This is a genomic window from Caballeronia sp. SBC1 (genome assembly GCF_011493005.1).
Classification (GTDB): Bacteria; Pseudomonadota; Gammaproteobacteria; order Burkholderiales; family Burkholderiaceae; genus Caballeronia.
In genome coordinates this window covers 1961819-1986102 of record NZ_CP049157.1, presented here as the reverse complement: position 1 = coordinate 1986102, position 24284 = coordinate 1961819, and the positions used below count along the sequence as shown (strand labels likewise).

At 59.8% G+C, this 24284-nt stretch carries 17 protein-coding genes and 1 pseudogene; 10 read left to right on the top strand and 8 right to left on the bottom strand.

Annotated features, from left to right (window positions below):
* Positions 1-21: 21 nt before the first annotated feature.
* A pseudogene (locus SBC1_RS26890) lies at positions 22-1146 on the bottom strand (PLP-dependent cysteine synthase family protein).
* A gap of 666 nt (positions 1147-1812) precedes the next feature.
* Here SBC1_RS26890 and SBC1_RS26885 point away from each other — a divergent pair.
* The gene (locus tag SBC1_RS26885) at positions 1813-2868 is read left to right on the top strand and encodes an NAD(P)-dependent alcohol dehydrogenase (protein WP_165100280.1); all 1056 of its coding nucleotides are present in this window, start codon (positions 1813-1815) and stop codon (positions 2866-2868) included.
* 186 nt (positions 2869-3054) lie between these two features.
* On the opposite strand, the gene SBC1_RS26880 is transcribed toward SBC1_RS26885, so the two are convergent.
* Positions 3055-3921, bottom strand: coding sequence for an HPP family protein (locus SBC1_RS26880; RefSeq protein WP_241202173.1), 867 nt, complete (start codon positions 3919-3921; stop codon positions 3055-3057).
* 352 nt (positions 3922-4273) lie between these two features.
* On the opposite strand from SBC1_RS26880, the gene SBC1_RS26875 reads away from it, so the two are divergent.
* Positions 4274-5146, top strand: coding sequence for a LysR family transcriptional regulator (locus tag SBC1_RS26875; protein ID WP_165100285.1), 873 nt, complete (start codon positions 4274-4276; stop codon positions 5144-5146).
* 713 nt (positions 5147-5859) lie between these two features.
* On the opposite strand, the gene SBC1_RS26870 is transcribed toward SBC1_RS26875, so the two are convergent.
* Complete coding sequence (locus SBC1_RS26870) at positions 5860-7632, bottom strand: NAD(P)/FAD-dependent oxidoreductase (protein WP_165100289.1); 1773 nt, start codon at positions 7630-7632, stop codon at positions 5860-5862.
* Between the two features lie 276 nt (positions 7633-7908).
* Here SBC1_RS26870 and SBC1_RS26865 point away from each other — a divergent pair, with 276 nt between their 5' ends.
* Positions 7909-8673 (top strand): response regulator transcription factor, encoded by a 765-nt coding sequence (locus tag SBC1_RS26865; protein ID WP_165100295.1) that lies wholly within the window; start codon positions 7909-7911, stop codon positions 8671-8673.
* A 443-nt stretch (positions 8674-9116) separates the two neighbouring features.
* Positions 9117-9350, top strand: a complete 234-nt coding sequence (locus SBC1_RS26860; protein WP_165100298.1) for a hypothetical protein — start codon at positions 9117-9119, stop codon at positions 9348-9350.
* Positions 9351-9782: 432 nt separating this feature from the next.
* On the opposite strand, the gene SBC1_RS26855 is transcribed toward SBC1_RS26860, so the two are convergent.
* Positions 9783-10649, bottom strand: coding sequence for a LysR family transcriptional regulator (locus SBC1_RS26855; protein WP_165100301.1), 867 nt, complete (start codon positions 10647-10649; stop codon positions 9783-9785).
* A gap of 206 nt (positions 10650-10855) precedes the next feature.
* Here SBC1_RS26855 and SBC1_RS26850 point away from each other — a divergent pair, with 206 nt between their 5' ends.
* Together SBC1_RS26850 and hpaC are read left to right on the top strand one after the other, a co-directional pair.
* Positions 10856-11290 (top strand): VOC family protein, encoded by a 435-nt coding sequence (locus SBC1_RS26850; RefSeq protein ID WP_165100306.1) that lies wholly within the window; start codon positions 10856-10858, stop codon positions 11288-11290.
* Between the two features lie 322 nt (positions 11291-11612).
* Positions 11613-12125 carry a 4-hydroxyphenylacetate 3-monooxygenase, reductase component gene (gene hpaC, locus SBC1_RS26845; protein ID WP_165100311.1) on the top strand — a complete coding sequence of 171 codons (513 nt, stop codon included), beginning with the start codon at positions 11613-11615 and terminating at the stop codon, positions 12123-12125.
* A 38-nt stretch (positions 12126-12163) separates the two neighbouring features.
* On the opposite strand, the gene SBC1_RS26840 is transcribed toward hpaC, so the two are convergent.
* Both SBC1_RS26840 and SBC1_RS26835 read right to left on the bottom strand, forming a co-directional pair.
* Complete coding sequence (locus SBC1_RS26840; RefSeq protein ID WP_165100314.1) at positions 12164-12967, bottom strand: transglutaminase family protein; 804 nt, start codon at positions 12965-12967, stop codon at positions 12164-12166.
* Between the two features lie 137 nt (positions 12968-13104).
* Complete coding sequence (locus SBC1_RS26835) at positions 13105-14271, bottom strand: putative zinc-binding metallopeptidase (RefSeq protein WP_165100317.1); 1167 nt, start codon at positions 14269-14271, stop codon at positions 13105-13107.
* Between the two features lie 276 nt (positions 14272-14547).
* Here SBC1_RS26835 and SBC1_RS26830 point away from each other — a divergent pair, with 276 nt between their 5' ends.
* The 3 genes from SBC1_RS26830 to SBC1_RS26820 are packed head-to-tail and all read left to right on the top strand — an operon-like array spanning position 14548 to position 21491.
* On the top strand, positions 14548-17979 hold the full coding sequence (locus SBC1_RS26830; protein ID WP_165100320.1) for a DUF2126 domain-containing protein: 3432 nt from the start codon (positions 14548-14550) through the stop codon (positions 17977-17979).
* 24 nt (positions 17980-18003) lie between these two features.
* Positions 18004-20577 carry a circularly permuted type 2 ATP-grasp protein gene (locus SBC1_RS26825; protein ID WP_165100323.1) on the top strand — a complete coding sequence of 858 codons (2574 nt, stop codon included), beginning with the start codon at positions 18004-18006 and terminating at the stop codon, positions 20575-20577.
* A complete protein-coding gene (locus SBC1_RS26820) occupies positions 20574-21491 on the top strand; it encodes a transglutaminase family protein (RefSeq protein ID WP_165100326.1) in 918 nt (305 codons plus the stop codon). The genes SBC1_RS26825 and SBC1_RS26820 overlap by 4 nt, the downstream gene beginning before the upstream one ends.
* Positions 21492-21589: 98 nt before the next feature.
* On the opposite strand, the gene SBC1_RS26815 is transcribed toward SBC1_RS26820, so the two are convergent.
* Positions 21590-22204 (bottom strand): glutathione S-transferase, encoded by a 615-nt coding sequence (locus tag SBC1_RS26815; protein ID WP_165100331.1) that lies wholly within the window; start codon positions 22202-22204, stop codon positions 21590-21592.
* A gap of 155 nt (positions 22205-22359) precedes the next feature.
* Here SBC1_RS26815 and gcvA point away from each other — a divergent pair, with 155 nt between their 5' ends.
* The gene (gene gcvA / locus SBC1_RS26810) at positions 22360-23253 is read left to right on the top strand and encodes a transcriptional regulator GcvA (RefSeq protein WP_165100334.1); all 894 of its coding nucleotides are present in this window, start codon (positions 22360-22362) and stop codon (positions 23251-23253) included.
* Positions 23254-23350: 97 nt separating this feature from the next.
* On the opposite strand, the gene SBC1_RS26805 is transcribed toward gcvA, so the two are convergent.
* Positions 23351-24256 carry a LysR family transcriptional regulator gene (locus tag SBC1_RS26805; RefSeq protein WP_165100337.1) on the bottom strand — a complete coding sequence of 302 codons (906 nt, stop codon included), beginning with the start codon at positions 24254-24256 and terminating at the stop codon, positions 23351-23353.
* Positions 24257-24284 lie beyond the last annotated feature (28 nt).

The window sequence follows — 24284 nt, the reverse complement described above, 5'->3', positions numbered from 1 at the left end:
TGGTCCCCAAGCAATGGCGCGTTAAATTCCCGCTCCCGCAGCCTCCAAACCCGCAACGCTCTGCCGGGTCAGCACTGCTTCCCCCGCTACCGCGCGAGCGATCAGCGCATCGGGCTGATCGACCGGAATTCCTTGCGCCTGGTACCAGGCATTGTCGTAGTAGGTGTTGCTATAACGTTCACCGCTATCGCAAATCAGGCTGACGATGGCACCCTGTTCGCCCGCCTGCTTCATGCGCTCGGCCAGATACAGGACACCGACAAAATTGGTCCCTGTCGAACCGCCGACGCGGCGCCCGAAGCGCCCGGCCAAGTAGCGCATTGCAGCAAACGACAACGGGTCGGGCACCTTGAGCATGGCATCGATACACGTCGGAATGAAGGAGCGTTCAACACGCGGACGGCCAATGCCTTCAATCTTCGATCAGACATCAAGTGTCAGGCTGCTGTCCGGCGTGCCTGCGAGCGTGCTTTTGAAATAATCGAAAAATACCGAATTCTCGGGATCGGCGCAAAGAATGCGCGTGGTATGCCGCCGGTATGCTACGTAGCGGCCCAACGTGGCGATCGTCCCGCCGGTGCCGCCGCTGGAGACGAGCCGCGCTGGCACGGGGTGCTCCTCGTCGTCCATTTGTTTGAAGATTGACTCCGCGATATTGTTGTTGGCCCGCCAGTCGGTCGCACGTTCGGCGTAGGTGAACTGGTCCATGAAATGGCCACCGGTCTCCGCCGCGAGCCGATGCGATTCCGTATAGATATCCGCGGGGTTGGAGACCAGATGGCAGCGCCCGCCGTAGAACTCGATCGCCTCGATTTTCATCCTCGATGTGCCCGCTGGAATGACCGCGACAAACGGCAAGCCGAGCAGTCTCGCGAAATACGCTTCGGAGATAGCCGTTGATCCGCTGGACGCTTCAACAATCGTGCTTTGTTCGCGCAGCCAGCCATTGCATAGCGCGTAGAGAAACAAGGATCGCGCCAGACGATGTTTCAGGCTCCCGGTCGGATGGCTCGATTCGTCCTTGAAATAGAAGCGAATAGCTGGATAACCGGGCAGGTCCAGTGGAATCAGGTGGGTATCGGCAGAGCGGTTGAAGTCCGCTTCAATCTTGCGAATCGCTTCACGGGTCCAGTCGGAACGTGGCATGGAAATCCCCACCCAGTGACAGCTGACAGCGGATCGTCGCGCACATCCGGCTCAAGCGCGCGGGCTATTGCACCGTGCTCGCGGCATGGCGTTGTCTGCAACGCTCGGCTTGGCCGGGGCTCGATGTGAAGCCATCGTACACGAGAGTTGATCACCATCAAACGATGCGCAAACAGGCCATCTCGCTTCTGCAAAGAACGTCAAATGACGGCAAACAACGTCCTGATATCAACCCGCGAATTGCTGCAACACGACATTCCATTAATTGGAATTGTGAAATCGCAACATTTCCATTGAGTGGATAGTCCAGAATTCGCATACTGTTCTGCGAAGGGGCGCTCGCATCTCCCGGGCGTCCCGGTTCAGATTCAGATTCGGAAACGAAACCCGGCAACGCGCACCCAGTTGGGTCTGCAATTGTGCAACCGCACAACCGGGCGATGCCGATACGTGTGAAGTCGAATCGGGTCTTGGCGCGGTTCCAGACGTCATCAAGCCCAAGACGCCTTCTCTATCGAGCTTTTCGCTTACCGATCAGGTCGTTGTCATTCAGGGCTCGGGTTGCCTGCCGATGCCGATGTTCGCGGTTTTTGAACGGACAGCACGCCCTGTATTGACGAAGACACAACTAACAACGAACCAACAAACTATTTCAAGGACCACACCATGTACAAGACTTATGGCTATGCCGCGCACTCCGCCGGTGCGGCATTCGCTCCTTTCGCCTTCGATCGCCGGGATACCGGTCGGCACGATGTCCGCATCGAGATCCTGTATTGCGGCGTGTGCCATTCGGACCTGCACACCGCGCGCGGCGAATGGGCGGGTACGGTGTACCCGAACGTGCCGGGACACGAAATTGTCGGCCGGGTGACTGAAGTCGGCTCTGAAGTCACGAAGTTCAAGGTGGGCTCGCTGGCGGGTGTCGGCTGCATGGTGGATTCGTGCCGGACTTGCCCGTCATGTCAGGAAGGCCTCGAGCAGTATTGCGAAGGCAGCGGTTTTGTCGGCACCTACAATGGGCCAGACAAACACACGGGCGGCGTGACCTACGGCGGTTATTCAAAGTCGATTGTGGTGGACGAAGCTTTTACGCTGCTTGTTCCAGAGAACCTTGAACTCGCCGCGGTCGCGCCGTTGTTGTGCGCGGGGATCACGACTTACTCGCCGCTGCGCCACTGGAAGGTCAAGGCCGGGCAGAAGGTCGGCATTGTCGGCCTGGGCGGGCTCGGTCACATGGGCGTAAAGCTCGCGGCTGCGTTCGGTGCGCACGTGGTGTTGTTCACAACGTCTGCGGGCAAGGTTGAGGATGCGAAGCGACTTGGCGCGCATGAGGTCGTGATTTCGAAAGATCCGGAGCAGATGGCGCAACACGTCAACTCCTTCGATTTCATTCTCAACACCGTCGCCGCCTCGCACGACCTCGATCAGTTCACCGCGCTGCTCAAGCGCGACGGAACTATGACGCTCGTTGGCGTGCCGGAGCATGCACATCCGTCGCCGTCTGTCGGCAACCTGATTTTCAAGCGCCGTACGCTGGCTGGTTCGTTGATCGGCGGCATTGCAGAAACGCAGGAAATGCTCGATTTTTGCGGCAAGCATGGCATCACGTCGGACATCGAACTCATTCGCATGGACGAGATCGACAAGGCCTACGAGCGCATGGTCAAAAGCGATGTGAAATATCGCTTCGTGATCGACATGGCGACACTGAGCGTGTAATCCTTTGCTGGCATGGATTTCGTCGTCGTCGAACTAAAACGATACCCGGCTTGATACCCGGTTTTTAATCGGCTGGATTAGGGGTTACGATTTCCTTAATCCAGCTTTTTACTTCCGACGCGACCCGCACGGTAGCGTGATGTATCTTCCTTGGTTACGGGAACTCTCCAGTTCGGAGACCACCCGTCATTGCGCAACCTGGCGTACGGCTACCGACGATTTCTCGAAGAACAGGAAACTCGCTGTCAAGAGCGTGCTGCCTAAGCCGACCGCGATCGGAAAATTCCAGTCGGCGCTCGTCATGATTTGCGGCAAGAGCGCTATGGCAAGTGCAGGGATTGCATGCAGACGAGTCACGCGTAGCATGACGACGCCGAACAGCATGGCCAGTACCGTTGAGGTAACGCCTGGACCAAATGTCGCCAGCGCAGCGACGCCGGCTGCCGCCGCGAGCGTGCATACCACCGGCAAGAGTACCGGCCGCCGAGCCCAGGGGCAGACGTCTGCGTGCGCGAACATTTCGAACGCAATAACGACGAGTGGCGGGAAAAACACCATTCTCATTCCGGTCGCCATCGAAAGCAGGTAGGTGGCGCCGAGAAACGCTACGAAGAATGGCACCCACAGGAACTGCTCAGGTAACGATTCGATTTCATCGTCGACCCGATCGACGGCGTTCGGCACGGCGTGTGCGACTTCGTGGTTGTTGAACCTCCGGTACGCCGAGGACAGGACGGCAAGCGCACTCGTGCCGAGCAGGATCGCAAGCGGATACAGCCAGCTTTTCTCTCCGAGCGAGAGCGCGAGAAAGCAGGACGAGATGGCCGGCGCGATGGGCGAGCGCATGAACTTGAGAATGACCATGGCCCCCAAGATGCAGATCGCAATGGACGCAGCGGAATACGGCAGATAACGAGTGACGAGTACACCCAGCACGGCGGTCACTGCCGGAGAGAGCGCGAGCATCCAGGGCGCACGGGCCCAAGTGCCGCGCGGCCGCAGGAATACGTCATAGGACAGTGCGGCTAACTCGGGAAAAAGAAGCAGAGCCACGCCAGACGCCGAAGCGGCTCCAGCGATCCCGCCCATGAAGCAGAGCGAGATAAGCACGGCTGACATAATCCGGCGAGATTCAGCGGTTCTCATGTAATGGACCTATGTATTGTGCGGAGCCCGGGCGGCAGGTTAAGCGGGATTGCTGCGCCAGCCAGCGTGCATGACCAGCAGACTGCCCAACACGGGCCTGGCGCGTTGACGACGCTCAGGGCCGTGCTTATCGGGGATAAGCCTTTATCGCGGCTGAAGTAATAGCCTTTATCGCGGCTGAAGTAATCCTTATGGTAGACACATCGGCTTCGTGCGAATATTCCCTATAACTGCACACCATCCTTGAGAAAATGCACCGATGTTCGATTGGGAAAATATGCGTCATTTCCTCGCGGTCGCCCGCATCGGTACGCTTTCCGGGGCTGCGCGCAGCCTGAAGGTCGATCACGCGACGGTAAGCCGACGCTTGAGCGCATTGGAGGACGAGATGAAGACCCGTCTGGTCGAGCGTCTTCCCCGATCCTGCAAGCTCACTCAGGCTGGTCAGCGGGTGTTCGAACTGGCGCAGGGAATGGAAGAGAATGCGTACGCGATCGAACGATTCCTGGATGTCAGCCTTTCTCCGCTAAGCGGCAAGGTCTCGCTGAGCGCACCGCCTGTGCTGGTGGCCAGTTTTCTGGTGAAGCACCTCGCGGACTTTCGCATTGCACATCCCAGCGTGCAGTTGTCTGTTTCGGGCGAGCCACGGCAAGTTTCCCTGAGTCGACGCGAAGCGGACATAGCCCTAAGGCTGGTTCGGCCGACGGAAGCGACCACGGTGGTACGTAAGCTGGGGCGTATGTCGTTTGACCTTTACGCAAGCAAGGACTACCCGCATCTGCACAATCCGGCTGCCTGGGAGTTCATCGTCTACGATGCCGGATTCGCGGATAGGCCACAGCAGGCGTGGTTGATGAACGTCGCAAGAGGGAGACCTGCTGCATGCGAAATCGGCGACATCACGGGACACCTCGCAGCGGCTCAAGCAGGCGCCGGCGTGGCTGGCCTGCCGTGCTTCGTGGCAGACACCGACCCGAATCTGCGGCGCGTCGCGCACGACGGTGAACGATTTGCACGAGATATCTGGATGGGCGTGCATCGGGATCTGCGCCGTTTGCCACAAGTACGCGCAGTCATGGATTTTCTACTGAAAATCATCACGGAAAATGCTGCCTTTACGACAAGCGCTTAGAGAGCGCGCTCCAGATTTTGAACTAGCTCGGAGTTCATCCGTGCCTGATCCAATGCGAGAGGCAGCCATCATGGCCCGATGAATCATGTGGGGCATGCGCGTCCAAGCCCGTCGGAAATTTCGTTTTGGCCGAGACGCGGCAGATGACCGTGCATGAGCGAAAGGTCGTTGGACTTTGAGAGTCGTCGTTAGCATGGCGGCGAGTCGAATGATGGGAACGGGTCGGGCGCTGCCTATCGGCGACAAGCGGAGGCCGGGCAGGTTCAAGGAGCCGTAAATTTTCAGAAGTTCGTAAAAGAACTAAAACCTTATCCCCGGTTCCATACCCGGTTTTTTCGTGGATGGCTCTATTTCTCTATACACTCCTTTGCACTACGCTATTGCTTTAAAGGCCTACTGGGTGGACGAATCTATGGTTTTCACATCATCATGTATGTGATCGACATGGCGTCGTTGAAAGAAAAAGCCTGAGTATTGTCGATACCTGGACGAACTCGGGCCAAGGCACTTCTTGTCCTCAGAAATGAGGATGCGGAGCGCGATTTAATCAGTTAAGTTCTTAGCAAGAGCCGGGGGGCTTCACGTCTACACCGCACTCCGATGGCAAAACGAACGTGCCAAAGAATGCCCGCGCGTTCAGCCATACGAAACTGAGAGACTAAGACCCGCCTTGTGCGGGTCTTTTTTTGGGTCTTCGCTCCGTGAACCCGAGCTTAACGTGAGCGCCCGGCCTCGCCGGCCTCGCTGGTCGAAGCGCCGCTATAGTCATACGGAGGCGACATGTTATCCAGCGGATTGTTCGGCACAACGCTGCCGCCCAGGCTCCGGATCACGGCGCACACCGCATTAATACCCGTTTGCAGCGCGCCTTCCACCCATCCGCCGGTAAATGAGCAACTGTCGCCGGCCAGATAGATGAAGGGGTCCGTTGCGGACTGCAGGCTGTCCTGGAACTGGAAGAACAACTGCTGGCTCTGGGCATCGCCACCGGCAAAATTCAGCTTGAATGCGCCGTAATACCCTTGCTCCAGATCCCAGTCGACGGTCCTCACATAGGTCTGGTAGTCGTTATTGATCGGCACGACATACTGCGCAAACGCGGCATTGGTCTGCGCCAGGTCGGCCACGAGCCGCTGCACGCGCTGCTGATTGCCGCCGAGCGCGAGTTGCTTGATGGCGTCGTCTTCCCACGCGTAACTGAGCAGCACGACGCCCGGCGAATCGGGATCGGCGGGCGCGTAATCGAGGCAATACACGCCACGTACGAGCGTATCGGTCTGGATATTCGCGGGCAGGTTCTCGTCGAGCCAGAATTTTCGCTGCGTCATCACGAACACTTTCGACGAGCTGGTCAGGTGCACGTCATTGACCGCCGAGCACTGCTGCGCGGAGAGCGCCGACGCGGGTGCGCTCAACGCCATGTCGATTTGCATCGCCCGCGTGCTGGCTGTCACGATCACACGATCGGCGAACTGGACCGATCCGTCCGCCAGCGTGAGCATCACACCCTCGCTATTACGGGTGACGCGTGACACCGGGGTGTTGACGACACGCTGCGCAATCGAGCGGCCGCCGAATACTTGCTCGCTAAATGCGTTTGCCAGCGATTCAATGCCCGCCGGAATGAACAACTGGTCAGTTTCGAGTTCATCGACCATCAGGCGCACGATCTCCAGGAAAGCGACTGGGTACATTGGCCCGAGTCCGCCCGACCCCACGCCTAGCGCGCCAAACAGCTCGTAGTCGTCCGGGTTGCGCCATTGCTTGCCGCCGGGCGGATTCGCGCCGCTGAACAGTGTCTGCAGCGCGCCATAGAAGCTCTGGTTGCCGAACATGTCGATATACGCCTGCCACGCGGTCCGCGCCGCCCCTGACTGTCCGCTGCGCAGCAGCTCGGTAATGGCAACCGGCGCGAGCAGGGCAGGCCCGGAGGAGGGCGTGAAGCCGTCACTGATGAACGCGCTCCAGCCCGCATGGACAGTCGCGAACATATCGGGCGGGTTGCCTTTCGCCGGCCATGTGTAGGTCTGTCCTTGATAACCCAGATTGGTCAGCACGTCGCCTGGATCGGGGAAACTTGAGTTTGCCTGGATGCCGAAGCGGTTGAGGTAATGGAACAGGCTGTATTCGCTGGGAGGGAAACGCATGGCGCCGAGTTCGGCCAGGAATGCGGGCGCCTGACTCGTAAAGGGAATGCTGTAGGCTCGGCCGCCAATGCGCCCGGACGCTTCATACAGCACGACGTTTGATGCGCCGGCGCGGAGTAATTCATACGCCGACACGAGGCCGCTCATACCCGCGCCAATAATCGCAATCGTCTTGTTGCTGGCCGCCTGCAATGTTCCCAGCGAATCCGGCGAGGCGGCGAGCAATGCGCCGTAATCGAACAGGGTATCGATATAACCGAAACTGGGTTGCGCAACTGGAGATGTTTCGCCGGCTGCAATAATCGGCTTTCTGCGACGTAGATTTGGAATGAAGGCCATGCATTTCCCCGTTTGGTAGAAGTACTTCCGCGTTAGTAGAAGTCGGGATTGGGTGCCGGCGGCCTGATCCTGCTATGCCGCCGCCTCGCGATGCGTTTAAACGACTGGCCCGTCACTTGAAATAACGGCCAACTATTTAACGGCACGAATAAAACAGACTTGAATCGGAAATATCGTCCGTGTAGTCTGCGGGGCAGCATCTTAAAATGTGGAGGCTTGCGCGTGGAGAAACCGTATGCGAGCCATTGACCCGGGACCAACCAGCATGTCCGTGCAATGTATTTGACGAGCCGCGAAACCGGTCTGGTTTCCGATATCTTCACCGTGCTTGCCGATTCACTTCCTGAGCAGTTAATGCGGCAGGAAGTGGGCGTTCGCATGCTCAGCTTGCTGCGCGCAGACCATCTCGGGTCGTATGTCTGGGACGAGACGAAGAAGGAATTCGTCAATCGGGTGTCGTTCAACATGTCGGAAGACAACCTGTCCGAATACGAGCAGTACTACCAGTACCGCGATACCGTGACTCCGCGGCTGCAAAATTGCCGCGAGGCAGTGCGTGTGACCAACGTGATTCCGCAAGGCGAGCTGATGCGGACTGAACTGTTCAACGACTTTCTGCGTCGTGACGGTTTGCACTGGGGCATGAACGTATATGCGTGGGCCGGCGATTCGAACATAGGCGACTTGCGTATCTGGCGCGGCAAACATCGGGAAGATTTCTCCGATCATGATCTCGCCATGGCCGAGTTTATTCGCCCGGCTTTTACCGCGGCACTAGCGCGAGCGCGCGCCGCAGCGGGCATGACAAAGCAGTCCGGACCGCAAGCCAAGCTGATTTCAGAGGACGTGCTGAAGAACCTGACGGCGCGTGAGCGAGATGTGGTCGGGCTGGTGGTGGAAGGGTTGCTCGACAAGGAGATCGCTTTCCGGCTCGGCATTTCTTATACGACGGTCCGTACGCATATTGACCGTTCTTTCCATAAACTCGGTGTCGGAAGCCGCTCCAAACTGATTCGCGCCGTGCAGACGAATGGGCAGTGAAGGCGCCGCACGGTCTAACGGCAGTTAGCAAATAGTCGCGAGAATAACCGCGTGGAAATAATCTTCCCTGAACGCTGCGCCCAGTCAACGTGCCGGTGAATCGGAATGCGTAGACGGTCGAGCGGTTGAGTGGCCGAGCGGTTGAGTGGCCGAATAGCCACTTCAACAGAAGTCCGGCGAAAATGTCAGCTTGACATGCCAACTGAATTGAATTGGGTCTGGTTATCGAGCGCCAGAACGCCCAGCACGCTCTGGACGATATTCCCCTGTGCCCAATAACGGCCATTTGCCGCACTGGCCCGGTGCGCATATGCGTTTTTTTTATCGCTTTCGGCTGAAGATGATTACGCCGCATTACCGCCGAGCGTAAATCCTCAGAATTGAGGATTCGCTGTCGACGAAGTCGCGGTAATGTCGGCTGCTTTGTTACTGGAGCATGAGCCGTGAGCTTTGACCAGACATTTCCAATAGCCCCCCGACATCCATTATTGGTCGAGCAGGAGATCGCGCATCTGGAGCGGATCGTTCCGCGCTGGAGCGACGAGGGCGGCGGTTCACTACTCGACCAGGCCTATTGGCGCAAGCGTGTCGTCGATCTGGCGCGTTATCCGGAACTGACGCCAACCCAGCACGCCACTGTCCAGCGAATGCTCGAATGCGTCAACACGGCAGCTTGATCGTGGCGCGCTGAGTTGCACAATGCGTTGCGCGGTAAGTTGAATTGAAAGGGTGCCACATGCAACACGCAACCATGCGTGCTTCGCTTTCACGTTTTGGCATATTGATTTGTAGCGCTGCGCATAGATGCATCGACAACTAAATAAAGAGAGATGATTATGGAAATGCAATACCGAGGATCAACTATACGACCCATGGTTGCCCCCGCCCAGGGCGCCTTCGATTCATTCGTTGTCATCCGGGACGAGCATGGAAATCAACGCTCACACGGCGCACTGGGCCGTTTCGCGTCGCATAATGCCGCCACGAATTTTGCGGTCGTCTGGGCGATAGCCAGTCTCGACGGAGATACCGTACCGCGAGCGCCGTTCCAGATTGTTTGACGATGGGGTGGCTGCGCTAGCCCGGTTCTACGAACCAACCGGGCATCCTCACCGCGGCAGAACTGCACACACGGACCCGGCGAATTGCACGCTGACGGTTTGCTCATTGCGCGTATGCCGCTGGACGAGGCCGATTTCACGCGTGAAGGTCTCGTCTCCAAGAGACAACGCGTGTACGGTCTCCGGTATGTGCAGCGCGGATGATTGCGGGATCAGCGCAATGCCTACCCCGTGCGCCACGAGCCCGACAATTCCCTGCAATTCATCCAGCTCGACCACGTCCTGCACCGTCACGCGAATCCTCCTGAGAAAGCGGTCGACGAGGCGGCCTCCAAAGGAACTCCGGTCGTATCGAATAAACGGCTCCGACTTGAGTAGCGCGCGCCACGGTTGATCCGCAAGCTCGTGCGGGACCAGCAGCACGAAGGTTTCCGTGAGCAAGGTGCGCCAGTGCAGTTCCGCTGGCAACGCGAAAGGGGGTTTGATAATCACCGCGACGTCGACCTCGCCGGAGTCCACCTGCGCAAGCAGATTGAGCGACACGCCAGGCACCACGCGGATTCGCCACCCGGGAGAAGTCTGCCGGAACAGTTCAATGGCGCTCACCAGAAATGACGCCTGCGCCGAAGCAATAGCCCCTACCCGCAGCAGGCCCGACTGTTCCGCTGTGCCGCCCCGCGCGGCCAGGCGAGCGTAGACCGACAACAATTCTTCGGCCGAATCGACCGTCTGCTTGCCTGCTGCGTTGAGCGTGGCCGAGCGCCCCGTCCGGTCGAATAGCGGGAAACCCAGGTCTTCCTCCAGCCGCTGAATCTGTGCGCTGACAGCCGATTGCGTCAGCCCGATATGCGCGCCGGCACTCGCGAACGTCCCGAAACGCACTACCGCCAGAAAGGTTTTCAGTTCTCGCATCATGGTTTTATCGACCGCTTTTGTTGGCTTTTATTTATCGATTTTATTGATGCTGAGATAAAAAAACTATCGTTATTCAACTATTCTTGTTGCCCCTAAACTGTCTTCCCATGGCGTGATAGCCATTTTTCGCGCACCATGAGGGCGGCGCGGACAGACCTCGTCCGCGTTGTCGAATAAGCACCACTCAACCGATATCCGAGCCTGCCATGAGCGACACCACTGCTGCCATTTCCCCTTTTCACCTCGCCTTTCCGGTCCATGACATTGCGGCCGCCCGTGAGTTTTATGGCGACCTGCTCGGCTGCCCGGAAGGCCGTAGCTCGGCCGACTGGGTCGATTTCAATTTCTACGGGCACCAGATCGTGGCCCATCTTGCGCCGGAAGAAATTGGTCATCGGAAGACGAGCGAGGTAGACGGCGACGCAGTCCCGGTCCGGCACTTCGGCGTGGTGTTGCCCATGGATCAGTGGCAAGCTGCATCGGACAAACTCACGGCGGCGGGCGTGGAATTCATCATCGAGCCGCATGTGCGCTTCAAGGGCGAAGTCGGTGAACAGGCGACCATGTTCTTTCTGGACCCGTCGGGCAATGCGCTCGAGATCAAGGCGTTTGCGAACATCGCTTCGCTGTTTGCGAAGTAACAGCGGCATCAATCTCCCCGCGTACTGAACCTACGCATCGAACCGCAGCGTTAGCCGGGCAATCCGGCTAACGCTGCATGGCCGTTCCCCGATCATTTATCCGCGGATGTGGTCCAGCAGGCATACCGCCCTGGCGGGATCGCGGCAATCTACCGCCATTACCGAATGCAGCCTGGCTTGCGTATCTTGCGGTTGGCACGGTCGTTATCTGTAGTTCGCCATTCGCGGCGAAGCGACCCGATGAAAAAGCACCAGGCGCAGCAGGACTCGGAATCGAGTCCGATGCATTCGGATGTATTAGCGTGAACCGGGGAGCAAATACATGAATAACGACAGCACCCGCAAGCTGTTTCGGGAGGCCATGGCGTACCTGTCGGCGGCCGTCAACATCATCACCACCGACGGCCCGCGCGGTCGCTGCGGCATGACCGCAAGCGCGGTGTGTTCGGTGACCGACACACCGCCCACCATGCTTGTCTGCGTGAACCAGTCGAGCTTCGCCCATTCCGTACTCGCGGGGAACGGCAACGTCTGCATCAATGTGCTGCCTGCCGATCATCAGGAACTGGCGCGTCATTTCGCCGGCATGACCAACTTGCCGATGAGCGAACGATTCGAGCAGCAGACCTGGACCGCGGGGCGCCTCGGCTTGCCCGTTCTAGCTGACGCACTCGCTAGCCTTGAAGGCCGTATCGTCGATACTAAAACGGTGGGCTCGCACTCGGTGATGTTCGTGGAAGTAGCGGACATCGTAGTGCGGGGCGACGGCGACAGCCTGATCTATTTCGGCCGCCACTTCCATCGGCTGGCTCGCACGGCGCCCGCGCTCTGCTGAATGTGGTTGTTGAATACGTCGTGCGGTTTGCTAAGGAACTACTGAGGCTCGCAGACCACGCTAAACCTGACCAGCGTGGTGGCACCGAAGGTGTTGCTCAACGCGACATCGGCGGCGTCGCGGCCTCTTGCCATCAATACGCGGCCGGTGCGCGGCGCATTGTTGCGCGGATCGAATGTCTGCCACGTGTTGCCAAGATACACCTCGATCCAGGCGCAGAAGTCCATGGGTGCATAGGGCGGCGGCAAACCGACGTCGCTGATATACCCCGTGCAGTAACGCGCCGGAATGTTCATCGCGCGGCATAACGCGACGGCTAGGTGAGCAAAGTCCCGGCACACGCCCACGCCTTCCCGATACGCTTCGAAAGCCGTCCTGGTCGGGCGCGCGCAGTTGTAGTCGAAGCGGATGTGCCGATGAACAAAGTCGCAAATAGCCTGCACCCGGGCGCGTCCGAGCGGCGTATGGCCGAACATCTGCCAGGCGGCATCGGACAGCAGGTCGGTCTCGCAGTAGCGGCTGCCAATCAGGAACTGCATGCACTCGTCGGGCAGTTCTTCAACCGCATGCTGATACTCGTTGGGCTCCTGCACTTCCGGATAAGGCGGCACGTCGATCAGCCCCTGAGTGGACAGCGTGAGCCAGCCTTGGGGCGCAACCAGCCGGCTGCATAAGTTGCCGAATGAGTCGTGATACTGCGAGTAGGGCACCTGCGGGTTGACCCTCAGGATGTCCGGAACAAGGATGTTCTGCGCCCGCGACGCGTGCATATTCAGCATCAGCAGCATCGGTGTCGGCTGCACGCATTCGTAGACCAGTTCGTAACCAACGCGGAGCTTCATCGGACTGACCTTTTTTGGTTGGGGCGCTCAAATGGCCGAGTCTCGGCCGCGGAGCTGCTGGCATTGACGTCGCTTATTTCACCATGAAAGGTGGTCAAGACGGCGTTAAATACATCGAACTACTGATTAATTACTGATCAACCCGCTGCCGCTGCTGGTTGGTCTTGCTTGATGTCTTGCTGAACATCAGCGTTCGCTTCTTTCGCTTGGTTCGCTTGATTCTGAGCACCCGCGCTCGCAATCACCTTATGCACGAAACGCAGCTTGGCGACGACCTTCGGCGAGAGCGTGAACGGGTACGCATCAGCCAGTCCCAGACTTCGATTCAAGCTGTTCAATGCATACATCAACGGAAACCATTGCTTCATGAGGTTATCGAAACTGGTGTTCTCGACCGGCTCGATCTCGGTAAGCGAAGGCTCGTTTTCCGACTTTGGATCAAGCTTGAATCCGCAGGCCGCGGCGGTGTCCACCGTATCGACGATATGCAGGTAATGTGCCCATGTCTCGGCCCAGTCTTCCCACGGATGCGTGGTGGCGTAGGCGCTCACATAAGACTGGTCCCAGTCGGCTGGCGGTCCATTGTCGTAATGGGCCTGAAGTGCTTGAGCGTAGTCGACGCGCTCGTCGCCGAACATCTCGCGAAACGGTTCTTCCCAGCTTGTATTCGCTACGAGCCGGTCGAAATAGTAATGGCCTATCTCATGCCGGAAATGCCCGAGCAGGGTCCGGTACGGCTCGTGCATTTCCGCGCGCATGCCTTCGCGCAGGGCGTCGTCGGCTTCGGCTATGTTCATCGTAATGAGGCCGTTGTCGTGACCGGTCAGGACCTTCGCCCCCATGTTGCCGTCTTCAAGAAACTCGAACTGCAAACCGGTTTCCGGATTGGACCGTCGCGAATCCGTGTTCAGGCCGAGCGCCGAGAGCGCAAACAGCAAGCGCCGCTTGGCCGTCTCGAGCTTGTACCAGTAGACGCGATTGTTCGGCTGGGTGAGATTGGGGATGGTCTGCGTCAGGCTGCACGCCGGGCACAACACGTCCGGCGAGTCGGCGGGGATCATCCAGTTGCAGACATTCTCGAGCGCGTAGTTGTTGCACTGCCGGAACAGCGCACCGTTCGCCGATGGATTCAGCGCGCGCCACAGCGCAATGCCGGACGAATCGCCAGCCGAGTCGCCGGCCGGTTCGAACGCGCAAACTTCGGACAATTCAGGCACGAAGCCCAGCAACGCCGCACAGGATTCGCATTTCACGTTCTCAAAAAAAACGTGATGCTGGCAACGGCCGCAATGAAATGTTTTCATATTGAAGAGATAGGCTGGAATGCGGGTGTGAAAACTGTGACGGTGGCTCGATGGTGGCTTCCTGCCAAGCAAGCCACGTGCCGCTGCAGGAACGGTCCGGTCCAGACGCAAAGGGCGTTTTACGCGCCAGGTTGGTGCATCAACGGATGCTGGGGAAGGCTTAAAACGCAGTATTGAGTGCATGGAAGTTTCCGGGAGCCTTGCCCGATGGCGTGTTTAGCCAAACGGCATGGAGTTTGCTTTTGAAGAGTGCCAAAATTCGTCCAGGAGTCAGGTGTGTCAATCCGTGTCGCGTTGAACCATGTCACGCACTACCGTTATGACCGCCTCGTCGGCCTTTCTCCGCAGGTCGTGCGCCTGCGGCCCGCGCCGCATTGCCGTACGCCGATCGTCTCCTATTCGATGCGGGTCGAGCCAGCCGAACACTTCATCAACTGGCAGCAGGACGCGTTCGCCAACTATCAGGCGCGGCTCGTCTTCCCCGAAAAAACGCGGGAATTCAAGATCACGGTCGATCTGGTCGCCGAGATGGCGGTGTACAACCCCTTCGACTTCTTCCTCGAGCCCTACGCCGAGAAATTCCCGTTCACCTACGAACCGGAACTCGCGGCTGAACTCGCGCCGTATCTGATCAAGCGCGAGCCAACGCCTTTGCTGGCGAAGTTTGTCGAGAGCATCGACAAGACGCCTACAGGGACGGCCGATTTCCTGGTCGCGCTGAACCAGCGGCTGCAGCAGAACATTGGCTACGTGATTCGGATGGAGCCCGGCGTTCAGACGCCAGAAGAGACGCTCGACAAAGCATTGGGGTCCTGCCGCGACACGGGTTGGCTGCTCGTCGAAACCTTGCGGCAGCTCGGACTGGCGGCGCGTTTCGTGTCGGGTTACCTGATCCAGCTCGCCCCGGACCAGAAGTCCCTCGATGGCCCGAGCGGTACTGAAGTCGACTTCACCGACCTGCACGCGTGGTGCGAGGTCTTCCTGCCCGGCGCGGGCTGGATCGGACTCGACCCGACCTCCGGGCTGCTGGCCGGCGAGGGACATATCCCTGTCGCCTGCACACCTGAACCGGGGAGTGCTGCGCCTATCTTTGGCGCTGTCGATGAAAGCGAGGTCGAGTTCGAGCACATCATGCAGGTGCAGCGCGTGCTCGAAACCCCGCGCGTGACAAAGCCGTACACGGAAGAAGTGTGGACCGCGGTCCAGGAGATGGGCGCGCAAGTCGACCAGCAACTGACCGACATGGACGTGCGCCTGACGATGGGCGGCGAACCTACGTTCGTCGCCGTGAGCGACCGCGATGCGGCGGAGTGGAACACCGACGCACTCGGTCCGACGAAGCGCGGTTATGCCGTTTCGCTGATGGACAAGTTGCGTGCACGATATGGCGTAGGCGGCTTTCTGCATCTCGGTCAAGGCAAGTGGTATCCGGGCGAGCAGTTGCCGCGCTGGGCCATGTCGCTGTTCTGGCGTGCAGATGGCGAGCCGATCTGGGAAGACCCGACGCTATTCGCCGACGAACGTGATCCCGGCCATTACACCGCTGAAGATGCTCGGCGATTTATCGAACATCTGGCGGACAAGGTCTCGCTGGATCCGTCGTATATCCAGCCCGGTTACGAAGACACGTTCTACTACCTCTGGCGTGAACGTCGCCTGCCGGTGAACGTGGACCCGTTCGAATCCGAACTTGACGACGAAATGGAACGCATGCGCTTGCGGCGTGTGTTCGACGCAGGCCTGTCGCAGGTGACGGGTTATGTGCTGCCTATCGCCCGCGAACGTGATGTCCCGATGCAAGCGCCGGCGTGGGTCAGCGGCCCCTGGTTCTTCCGCGATGGCCGCATGTACCTGATTCCCGGCGACTCGCCGATGGGGTATCGGCTGCCGCTCGAATCGCTGCCGTGGGTGAGCGCGGGGGACTATCCCTATCAACATCCGCACGATCCGTTCGGGCCGCCCGCGCCGTTGCGCCAGGCGATGGAATTGCGTATGCAATATCGCGGGGAACCGGTGGTTGCACAGACCACGGAAGAAAGAGCGGGTACGGACGCAACGGCGAGCATAGGGCAACGGCCGGCAACCTCAACCCGCGAGCCGTCGCGTGGCGAGTCGGCTTCGTGGATCCGGCGCACGGCGCTGTGCGTTGAAGCGCGCGATCCGGCGCGTGCGGCAGGACCGGACGTGGAAGCGAAATCGTTCGGAAGTGGCAAGAGCCTGCTGCATGTGTTCATGCCGCCGCTGACCGAACTCGATGACTACCTCGACCTGCTCGCGGCCATTGAAGCAACAGCCGCCGATCTGCGCATGAAAGTGGTGATAGAGGGTTATCCGCCGCCACGCGATGCCCGTCTCAAGATGCTGCAGGTCACGCCGGACCCAGGCGTGATCGAGGTGAACATTCACCCGGCGTCGAGCTGGGATCAACTCGTTGATCACACCGAGTTCCTGTATCAATCGGCGCACGAAAGTTATCTCAGCACCGAAAAGTTCATGACCGATGGGCGACACACCGGCACGGGCGGCGGCAATCACTTCGTGCTTGGCGGTGCAACGCCTGCTGACAGCCCGTTCCTGCGGCGTCCCGACCTGCTTGCAAGCCTGATCGCGTATTTCATCAATCATCCGTCGATGTCGTACCTTTTCTCGGGATTGTTTCTCGGACCGACGAGCCAGGCGCCTCGTGTTGACGAAGCCCGCAACGACCAGCTTTATGAGCTGGAGATCGCGTTCAAGGAGATCGAACATCAGCTCGAACGCCTGGGCGGACGCGACAGTGCATTGCTGCCGCCGTGGCTGATCGACCGGACGCTGCGCAACCTGCTGATCGACGTGACCGGCAACACGCATCGCGCGGAATTCTGTATCGACAAGTTGTATTCCCCCGATGGTCCGACCGGCCGCCTCGGACTGCTCGAACTGCGGGGCTTCGAAATGCCGCCGCACGCTCGCATGAGCCTCGTCCAGCAGTTGCTGCTGCGTGCGCTCGTCGCGCGGTTCTGGGACAAGCCGTACACCACGCGCCTCACGCGCTGGGACACGGAACTGCATGACCGTTTCATGCTCGGCACGTTTATCGAAATGGATTTCCATGACGTCATCGCGGACCTCAATGAAGCCGGCTATGCGTTCGATGCCGCGTGGTTCGCGCCGCATTTCGAGTTCCGTTTCCCGCTGGTGGGAGCCGTCCAGACGAACGGCATCGAACTGACGGTGCGCAGCGCGTTGGAGCCGTGGCACGTCATGGGCGAGCAGGGGTCGCCGGGCGGTACGGTGCGCTACGTGGATTCGTCGGTGGAGCGGCTCGAGGTACGGGTGCTCGGGCTCAACGACAACCGCCATGTGGTGACAGTCAACGGCGTGCCTCTGCCGTTGCAACCCACCGGGCGGGTGAGCGAACATGTGGCCGGCGTGCGCTTCAGGGCATGGTCACAACCGACTGCGCTGCATCCGTCAATTGGGGTAGATGCACCGCTTACCTTTGATATTGTCGACACCTGGAGCAACCGGTCCATAGGCGGATGCCGGTATCATGTAGCCCATCCGGGTGGCCGCAATTACGTGACTTATCCGGTCAACGCATACGAGGCGGAAAGCCGGCGGCGCGCGCGCTTTTTCAGAATCGGCCATACGCCTGGACGGATGGTCGTGGAGGAACCAAAGCGCAGCCTGGAGTTTCCTTTCACGCTCGATTTGCGCCGACGCTAGCTTCATTAACGAAAACTGCTCAATTTGGCCTTCCAATCCACGCTTCCGTTTGAAGCAATCACGAACCGCGCGAGTGTGTCGTCACACCTTCGCGCGGTCCCGGTCCGGGAGGGCCATTGGGACGAACTGCGCGACGCGTCGGGCCAGTTGCGTGCGCCCTGGCAGCAATTCTTCGACGCTCTCGGCGACGAAGGCATAGCCGGCCTCGACCGGGCGACCGCTTCCATCGTGCAACAAGTCCGCGACAACGACATCAGCTACAACGTCTATGCGGACAAGGGCGAGCCTCGTCCGTGGGCGCTGGACCTGCTGCCATTTCTCATAGAAGAAGGCGAGTGGTCGGTGATCGAGCGCGCGGTGACACAGCGCGCAAAGTTGCTCAACGCCATAGTCGCCGATATCTACGGGCCGCAAACGCTGTTGCACGACGGCCTCCTGCCGCCCGCGCTGGTGTACGGGCATCCCGGGTATCTGCGTTCGGTGAAGGGTTTCGTCCCGCCCGGCGCGCAATATTTGCAGCTGGTTGCCGTGGACCTGACGCGTGCGCCCAACGGCGCATGGACCGTGATGGCTCACCGGACGGAAGCGCCGTCCGGACTCGGTTATGCGCTCGAAAACCGCCTGATCGTCTCCGACGTATTCACCGAGCCGTTCCGTTCGATGAAGGTCCAGAGACTCGCCCCGTTCTACTCGCAACTGATCGCCGCGCTGGTGCAGGGCGGCCGGGCGATGATGTCGGGTGAAGGCTCGCCGCACATCGCGCTGCTGACGCCCGGGCCGTTCAGCGAAACCTTCTTCGAGCATGCGTTCCTTGCTCGCTACCTCGGCGTCACGCTGGTCGAAGGCAAGGACCTGACCGTGCGCGACGACATGCTGTTCCTGAAGACATTCGCCGGACTGGAACGGGTTCACGTACTGATGCGCCGCCTGGACGATGCATTCTGCGATCCTGTCGAATTGCGCGCCGATTCCACCATCGGCGTGCCCGGCCTGTTGCAGGTGATGCGGGCCGGCAACGTGATGGTGTCGAACGTGCCGGGCTCGGGGTTTGTCGAATCGCCGGCGCTGCATGGTTTCCTGCCGGCCATCTCGCGCGCGCTTCTGAACGAGCCGCTGGACCTGGCGAGTGTGCCCACCTGGTGGTGCGGTGAAAAAGCCGCGCGCGAAGCGGTGCTGGAACGCCTGGACAAGGCATTCGTGATTCCCACCTGGCCGGGCTTGCCGCTCAACGGCGGCAGCCCGCGCGGTTTCGGCGACGGCCTGCAACCGCTCGCCGGTTGGCGCGCGCGGATCGAGGTCATGCCGGACGCCTTCACCATCCAGAACCTGTTCCCGAGTTCGCACGCGCCGCGTTATGAAGACAACACATTGACGGGCCGGCCGTCGGTTCTGCGTGTTTATGCAATCGCGAATATTGATGGCGGCTGGTCCGTGATGCCGGGGGGATTCACGCGGCTTGGGGCTGAACGCCAACCGTCGGTGTCGATGCAATACGGCAGCAGCAGCGTCGACACCTGGGTGCTGTCGAGCAAACCGGCTTCAAGCCTCTCGCTGCTTCCCACGCCGATCAAACCGGCTGACCTTGCGCGCAAGCATCGGACTGTATCCAGCCGCGCCGCAGAAAACCTCTTCTGGTCCGGACGATATGGAGAGCGCGCCGAGAACAATGTGCGACTGCTGCGCGTGATCCTCTCGTCGATCGACAGCAACGACTCCGAGGGCATGCTGGAGACCATGGTGGACCTCGCGTGGCAATGTGGCTTGCTGCCACCCGGCACGCCGCTCCAAGGGCACACGGCGCGCGGGCTGGAACGTTTGCTAGTCGCCAACATAGGCGAGAGCGGCGCAGCGGCCAGCATCGGCCAGAACCTGGCGAGCCAGGTGCGCGCGAGCAGCGAGATTCGCGGACGTCTTTCGACCGATCACTGGCGTACGATCCTGGCCGCGCGCAACGACTTCCGCGACGCCATCCAGCAGTTCAAGCCGGGACCGGGCGTAGAGCGTTATGACCGTGTGAAGCTCACGCGGACGCTTGAAACACTGTCGACGCGACTGCTCGCGATCAGTGGCGCGCAGGGCGACCGCATGACGCGCGACGAAGCGTGGAAGCTGGTGTTCGCGGGACGGCACATCGAACGGGTATGGACGATGACCACCTTCCTGCGCGTGGCCGCCGAGCATGGCCAGATGACGACGCCAGCCGGGTTCGATCTGTTGCTGCAATTGTTCGACAGTACGCTCACGTATCGATCGCTTTACCCGGGGCGTTTCGAAGTTCCCGCGCTGATCGACCTGCTGGTGGTCGAGCCGACGAACCCGCGCGGCCTCTACGGCGTGTACTCGCGCTTGTGCACGAAGCTCAACGAGATTTCGATTGCGGCTGGCAACACGAACTACGGCGCGTTCAGCGACGCAACGCTGCTGCTGAAGTCGTTGCGAGAACTCGAGCAACTGTGCACGACCGACGAGGAGGGCAACTATGGCGAACTCGTCCGGGCCTGCGAGGAACTGGGGGACCACGTGAGCGCCGCCGCGCATGAAATCAGCGCACGCTATTTCAGTCACGCGAATACCCAGGCATTGCAGGTGGCGTCGTGAAGATTCCGAAAACGGTATTGTGGGTGTCACACCGGACGACCTACCGCTATTCAACGTACGTGGAGACGGCTCAGCATCTCGCGACTATCCGGCCGCAGAATTGCGCGTGGCAACGCGTGATCTCACATACCGAAAGCATTGAGCCGAAGCCGCCGTACATCAATAGTCGCGTCGATACCTTCGGTAACGACGTGCTGTATTTTTCGCTCGAGTCACCGCACCGGTCATTGCAGATGGTCAGCGAAACGACCGTTGAACTGACGCCGCGATGGGCATCTCTCGATCCGGCAACCACGCCGGCATGGGATGAGGTCGCGAAGGACATGCGTTTTAGCGCCCGTGCGCCGTTTCGCCCTGAGACGGAGTTTTGCTTTGCGTCGCCGAATATCAGTCTCGGGCAGGACTTGCGGGATTATGCACTGGAGAGTTTTCCTGCGGGCACGCCGCTGGCGGAAGGGGCAATCGACCTGATGCACCGGATTTATGGTGACTTCAAGTACAAGCCGTTGGCCACGTCGTATGACACGCCTGCTCATCGCGCGTTTGAAATGCGTCGGGGCGTCTGTCAGGATTTTGCGCAAGTGATGATCGGCTGCATGCGTTCGCTTGGGTTGCCGGCCCGGTACGTGAGCGGATATTTGCGCAATGATCCCGCGCCGGGGCAGGAGAAGCTGATCGGCGCGGATGCGTCGCATGCGTGGGTGTCGGTGTTTTGCCCCGGCAGCGGGTGGATCGATCTTGATCCCACGAACGATGTGCTGGCCGATCTCGAACATGTGACGCTTGCCACGGGGCGGGACTATAGCGACGTGTCGCTGCTACGCGGGATGATTCTTGGCGGCGGGTCACATCGGGTCGATGTGGGGGTGACCGTGCTGGCGCTGGATGCCGAGTCTGACTCCGATGCCGATTAGGGAGCGTGTGTTCGTACGCGCCGGACGCACTGCAAGCGGTCCGCCGGCGCGAGCAGCTGTTCATCGTGGACTAGACGGCGGCTATCCTTCGCCATCGCTCATTCAGGCGGCGTGCTTTCGAAAGCAGGCTGCTGCTCGGCGAAAGCCGAGAACGATTGCAGCTTGGGATACTCCGCCGCAACAACAATCTTCGGCACCATCATCTGGGTGAATCTCCAGGCGACCGCGACCGTTACGCCCGCCTGTCCAAGCCGGCCCGCGTCCAGGGGCAGGGGAGCCAATGCCACTTCGGCTTCGAGCTCCGCATATGCCGCCAGCAACTGAACACTGACGCGATCGATCCACGGCTCGTGCTGTTTTTCGACGGGCCGCAGGTTGCGTTCATAGACGATCTGAACCGTCTTCTCACACGCTGCCAACGCGAGGCCGGTGAGCCTGGTTGCGCGCAAACGATCCTCCGTGCACTCCGGTGTCGACGTGACAGCCGACCCCGAAGTGGCCGTCACATAGTCGAGGATCAGCGTGGAATCCATCAGGCTTTGACCGTCGTCGAGGATCAAGGTCGGCGCCTTCACGACCGGATTGAGCTTGCGGAATTCCTCGAAACCACTGAATACCGAAATCGGGCGATGCTCGAAATCAAGCTTTAGCAGCTTGAGGCAAATAGCCACGCGACGCACGTAAGGCGAGTCCAGCATTCCGATCAGTTTCATACGGTTCCCGTTAGAATATCTATCATGTAGCGGTCTTTATACGCGCCATTGGATACGCTTGAACAATGGCATAAAACGCTATCGCCATCAGGTTAAACAGTTAGCCGACGCATGAAAAGCGACATAAATAAACGCCTTCCGTAAGAAAAACTTACATGAAAAACATCCCGCCTCTAACCGCGCTCAAATGTTTCGAAGCGGCGGCCAGGCTCGGCGGCGTCACGCTCGCTGCGCGCGAACTTCACGTGACGCACTCGGCAGTCAGTCAGCAGATCAGGATTCTCGAAGACACCATGGGCGTTGCGCTCTTCGTGCGTGAAGCGAGAGGATTGCGGCTGACGGAAGAGGGACGTCTCTATGCGCTCGAAATACGCTCGGCGCTTCGCGACATTGCAAACGCGACGCTTCTGGCTCAAGCCCGTCCTCAAGAGAGCGAACTGGTCATCGCAACGCTGCCGTCGTTTGCCTTGCATTGGCTGTTGCCTCGGTTGTCGAGCTTTCGCGAGCGCCATCCGTATTACCGTGTGCGTCTGCAAACAAGTCTTGAGATACAGGATATGCGGCACGGTCTGGCCGATGTCAGTATTCGAATGGGGCAAGGGCACTGGCCCGGCCTTGCACAGAAAGAGTTGTTTAGCGACGAACTGCTGGTCGTGGCTGCGCCGCATTTCAACGGCGGTCAGCTTCCTTGCTCCGCTGAGGAGATCGTGGCGTGTCCGTTGATAAGAAGCACCGATGCACCCTGGACCGACTGGTGCCGCGCCGCCAACGTGCGCGAACCCGCGAATGTGAGTGGCCTGTTCGCGAACGATTCGAATATCGTGCTGGGTGCGGTGCTTCTGGGGCAGGGCATCGCGCTTGAACGGCGCACGCTCGTTGCCGATGCCATTGCGCGCGGCGAGCTCGTTGAGATTACCGATATACACGTGCCATACCCGTATCAGTATTGGCTCGTCTGGCAGCAGCGTGAAGTATTGAGTGTGAAGCAGGCGCATTTCATGGAATGGATCGACGCCGAAGTGAAGCGCTATCTGGAGCGCGCTGGCTGAAGGAGAGCCACGTTTCATCTTGCGCGTGGCTTCTGTCTCGTATGGGTAGCGGGTGCCGAAAATTACGCACTGGTGAAAGACTTTGACCCAGGCAACCTCAACCCGCGATCATCCCGGGAATCTCGGCGACCAGTGCGTCTATGGCACGCCGAGTCTTCGAGGGCAGGTAGCGCGTTTGCGGCCATACGGCGTGAATATCCTGGGGCAGCATGCCACAGCTATTCATGACGACCACCAGTTCACCGGTCTTCTCGTGACGCGACAGTAGCCAACTAGGCAGCCACGCCAATCCAAAGCCTTCGATGGCCGCAGCGGCTATCGCCTGCACATCGTCCAGGCTCACCTGCGGCTGGATGCGCGCCTGCCGTATCTGGCCGTCGATACCCCGTACCTGCCAAGGTGACACCGCGCCGGCGCGTGAGTAAGCAATGCCTGCATGTCCGTCCAGCTCTTCGAGACTTGCTGGCAGCCCATGCCGTGCCACATACGACGGCGCGGCACCAATGCTCGAGTACTGCGTACCCAGACGGCGCGCCGCGAGGCTCACGCTATCGCGTAACTCGCCGATGCGAACGGCGAGGTCGAAACCTTCTTCCACCAGATCCACCGCGCGATCGGTGAACGAAATGTCGATCTGCAATTGCGGATGCCTTGATGCAAGACGCAACAGGACCGGCGCCACGCACAGATGACCGAAGGCGATTGGTACGCTGACGCGCAGGCGGCCGCGCGGTTCGCGCCGGCCGCTTTCCAGATCGGCCTCAGCCGCGTCCAGTTCGGCCAGCGCCCGCACGCAGCGATCGTAGTAAGTCTGGCCGTCTTCGGTCAGGCTTTGGCTGCGCGTGGTGCGATGGAGCAGGCGCACACCAAGACGCGATTCGAGCCGCGCGATCACCTTGCCGACGGCCGAGCGCGTCAGGTTCAAACGCTCGGCGGCCAGCGCGAAACTGCCGGATTCGACCACCTGGACGAAGGTTGTCACGCCGTGGAGCTTGTCGCTCATGCCTGCACCTTATTGGTTCCATTAGAGA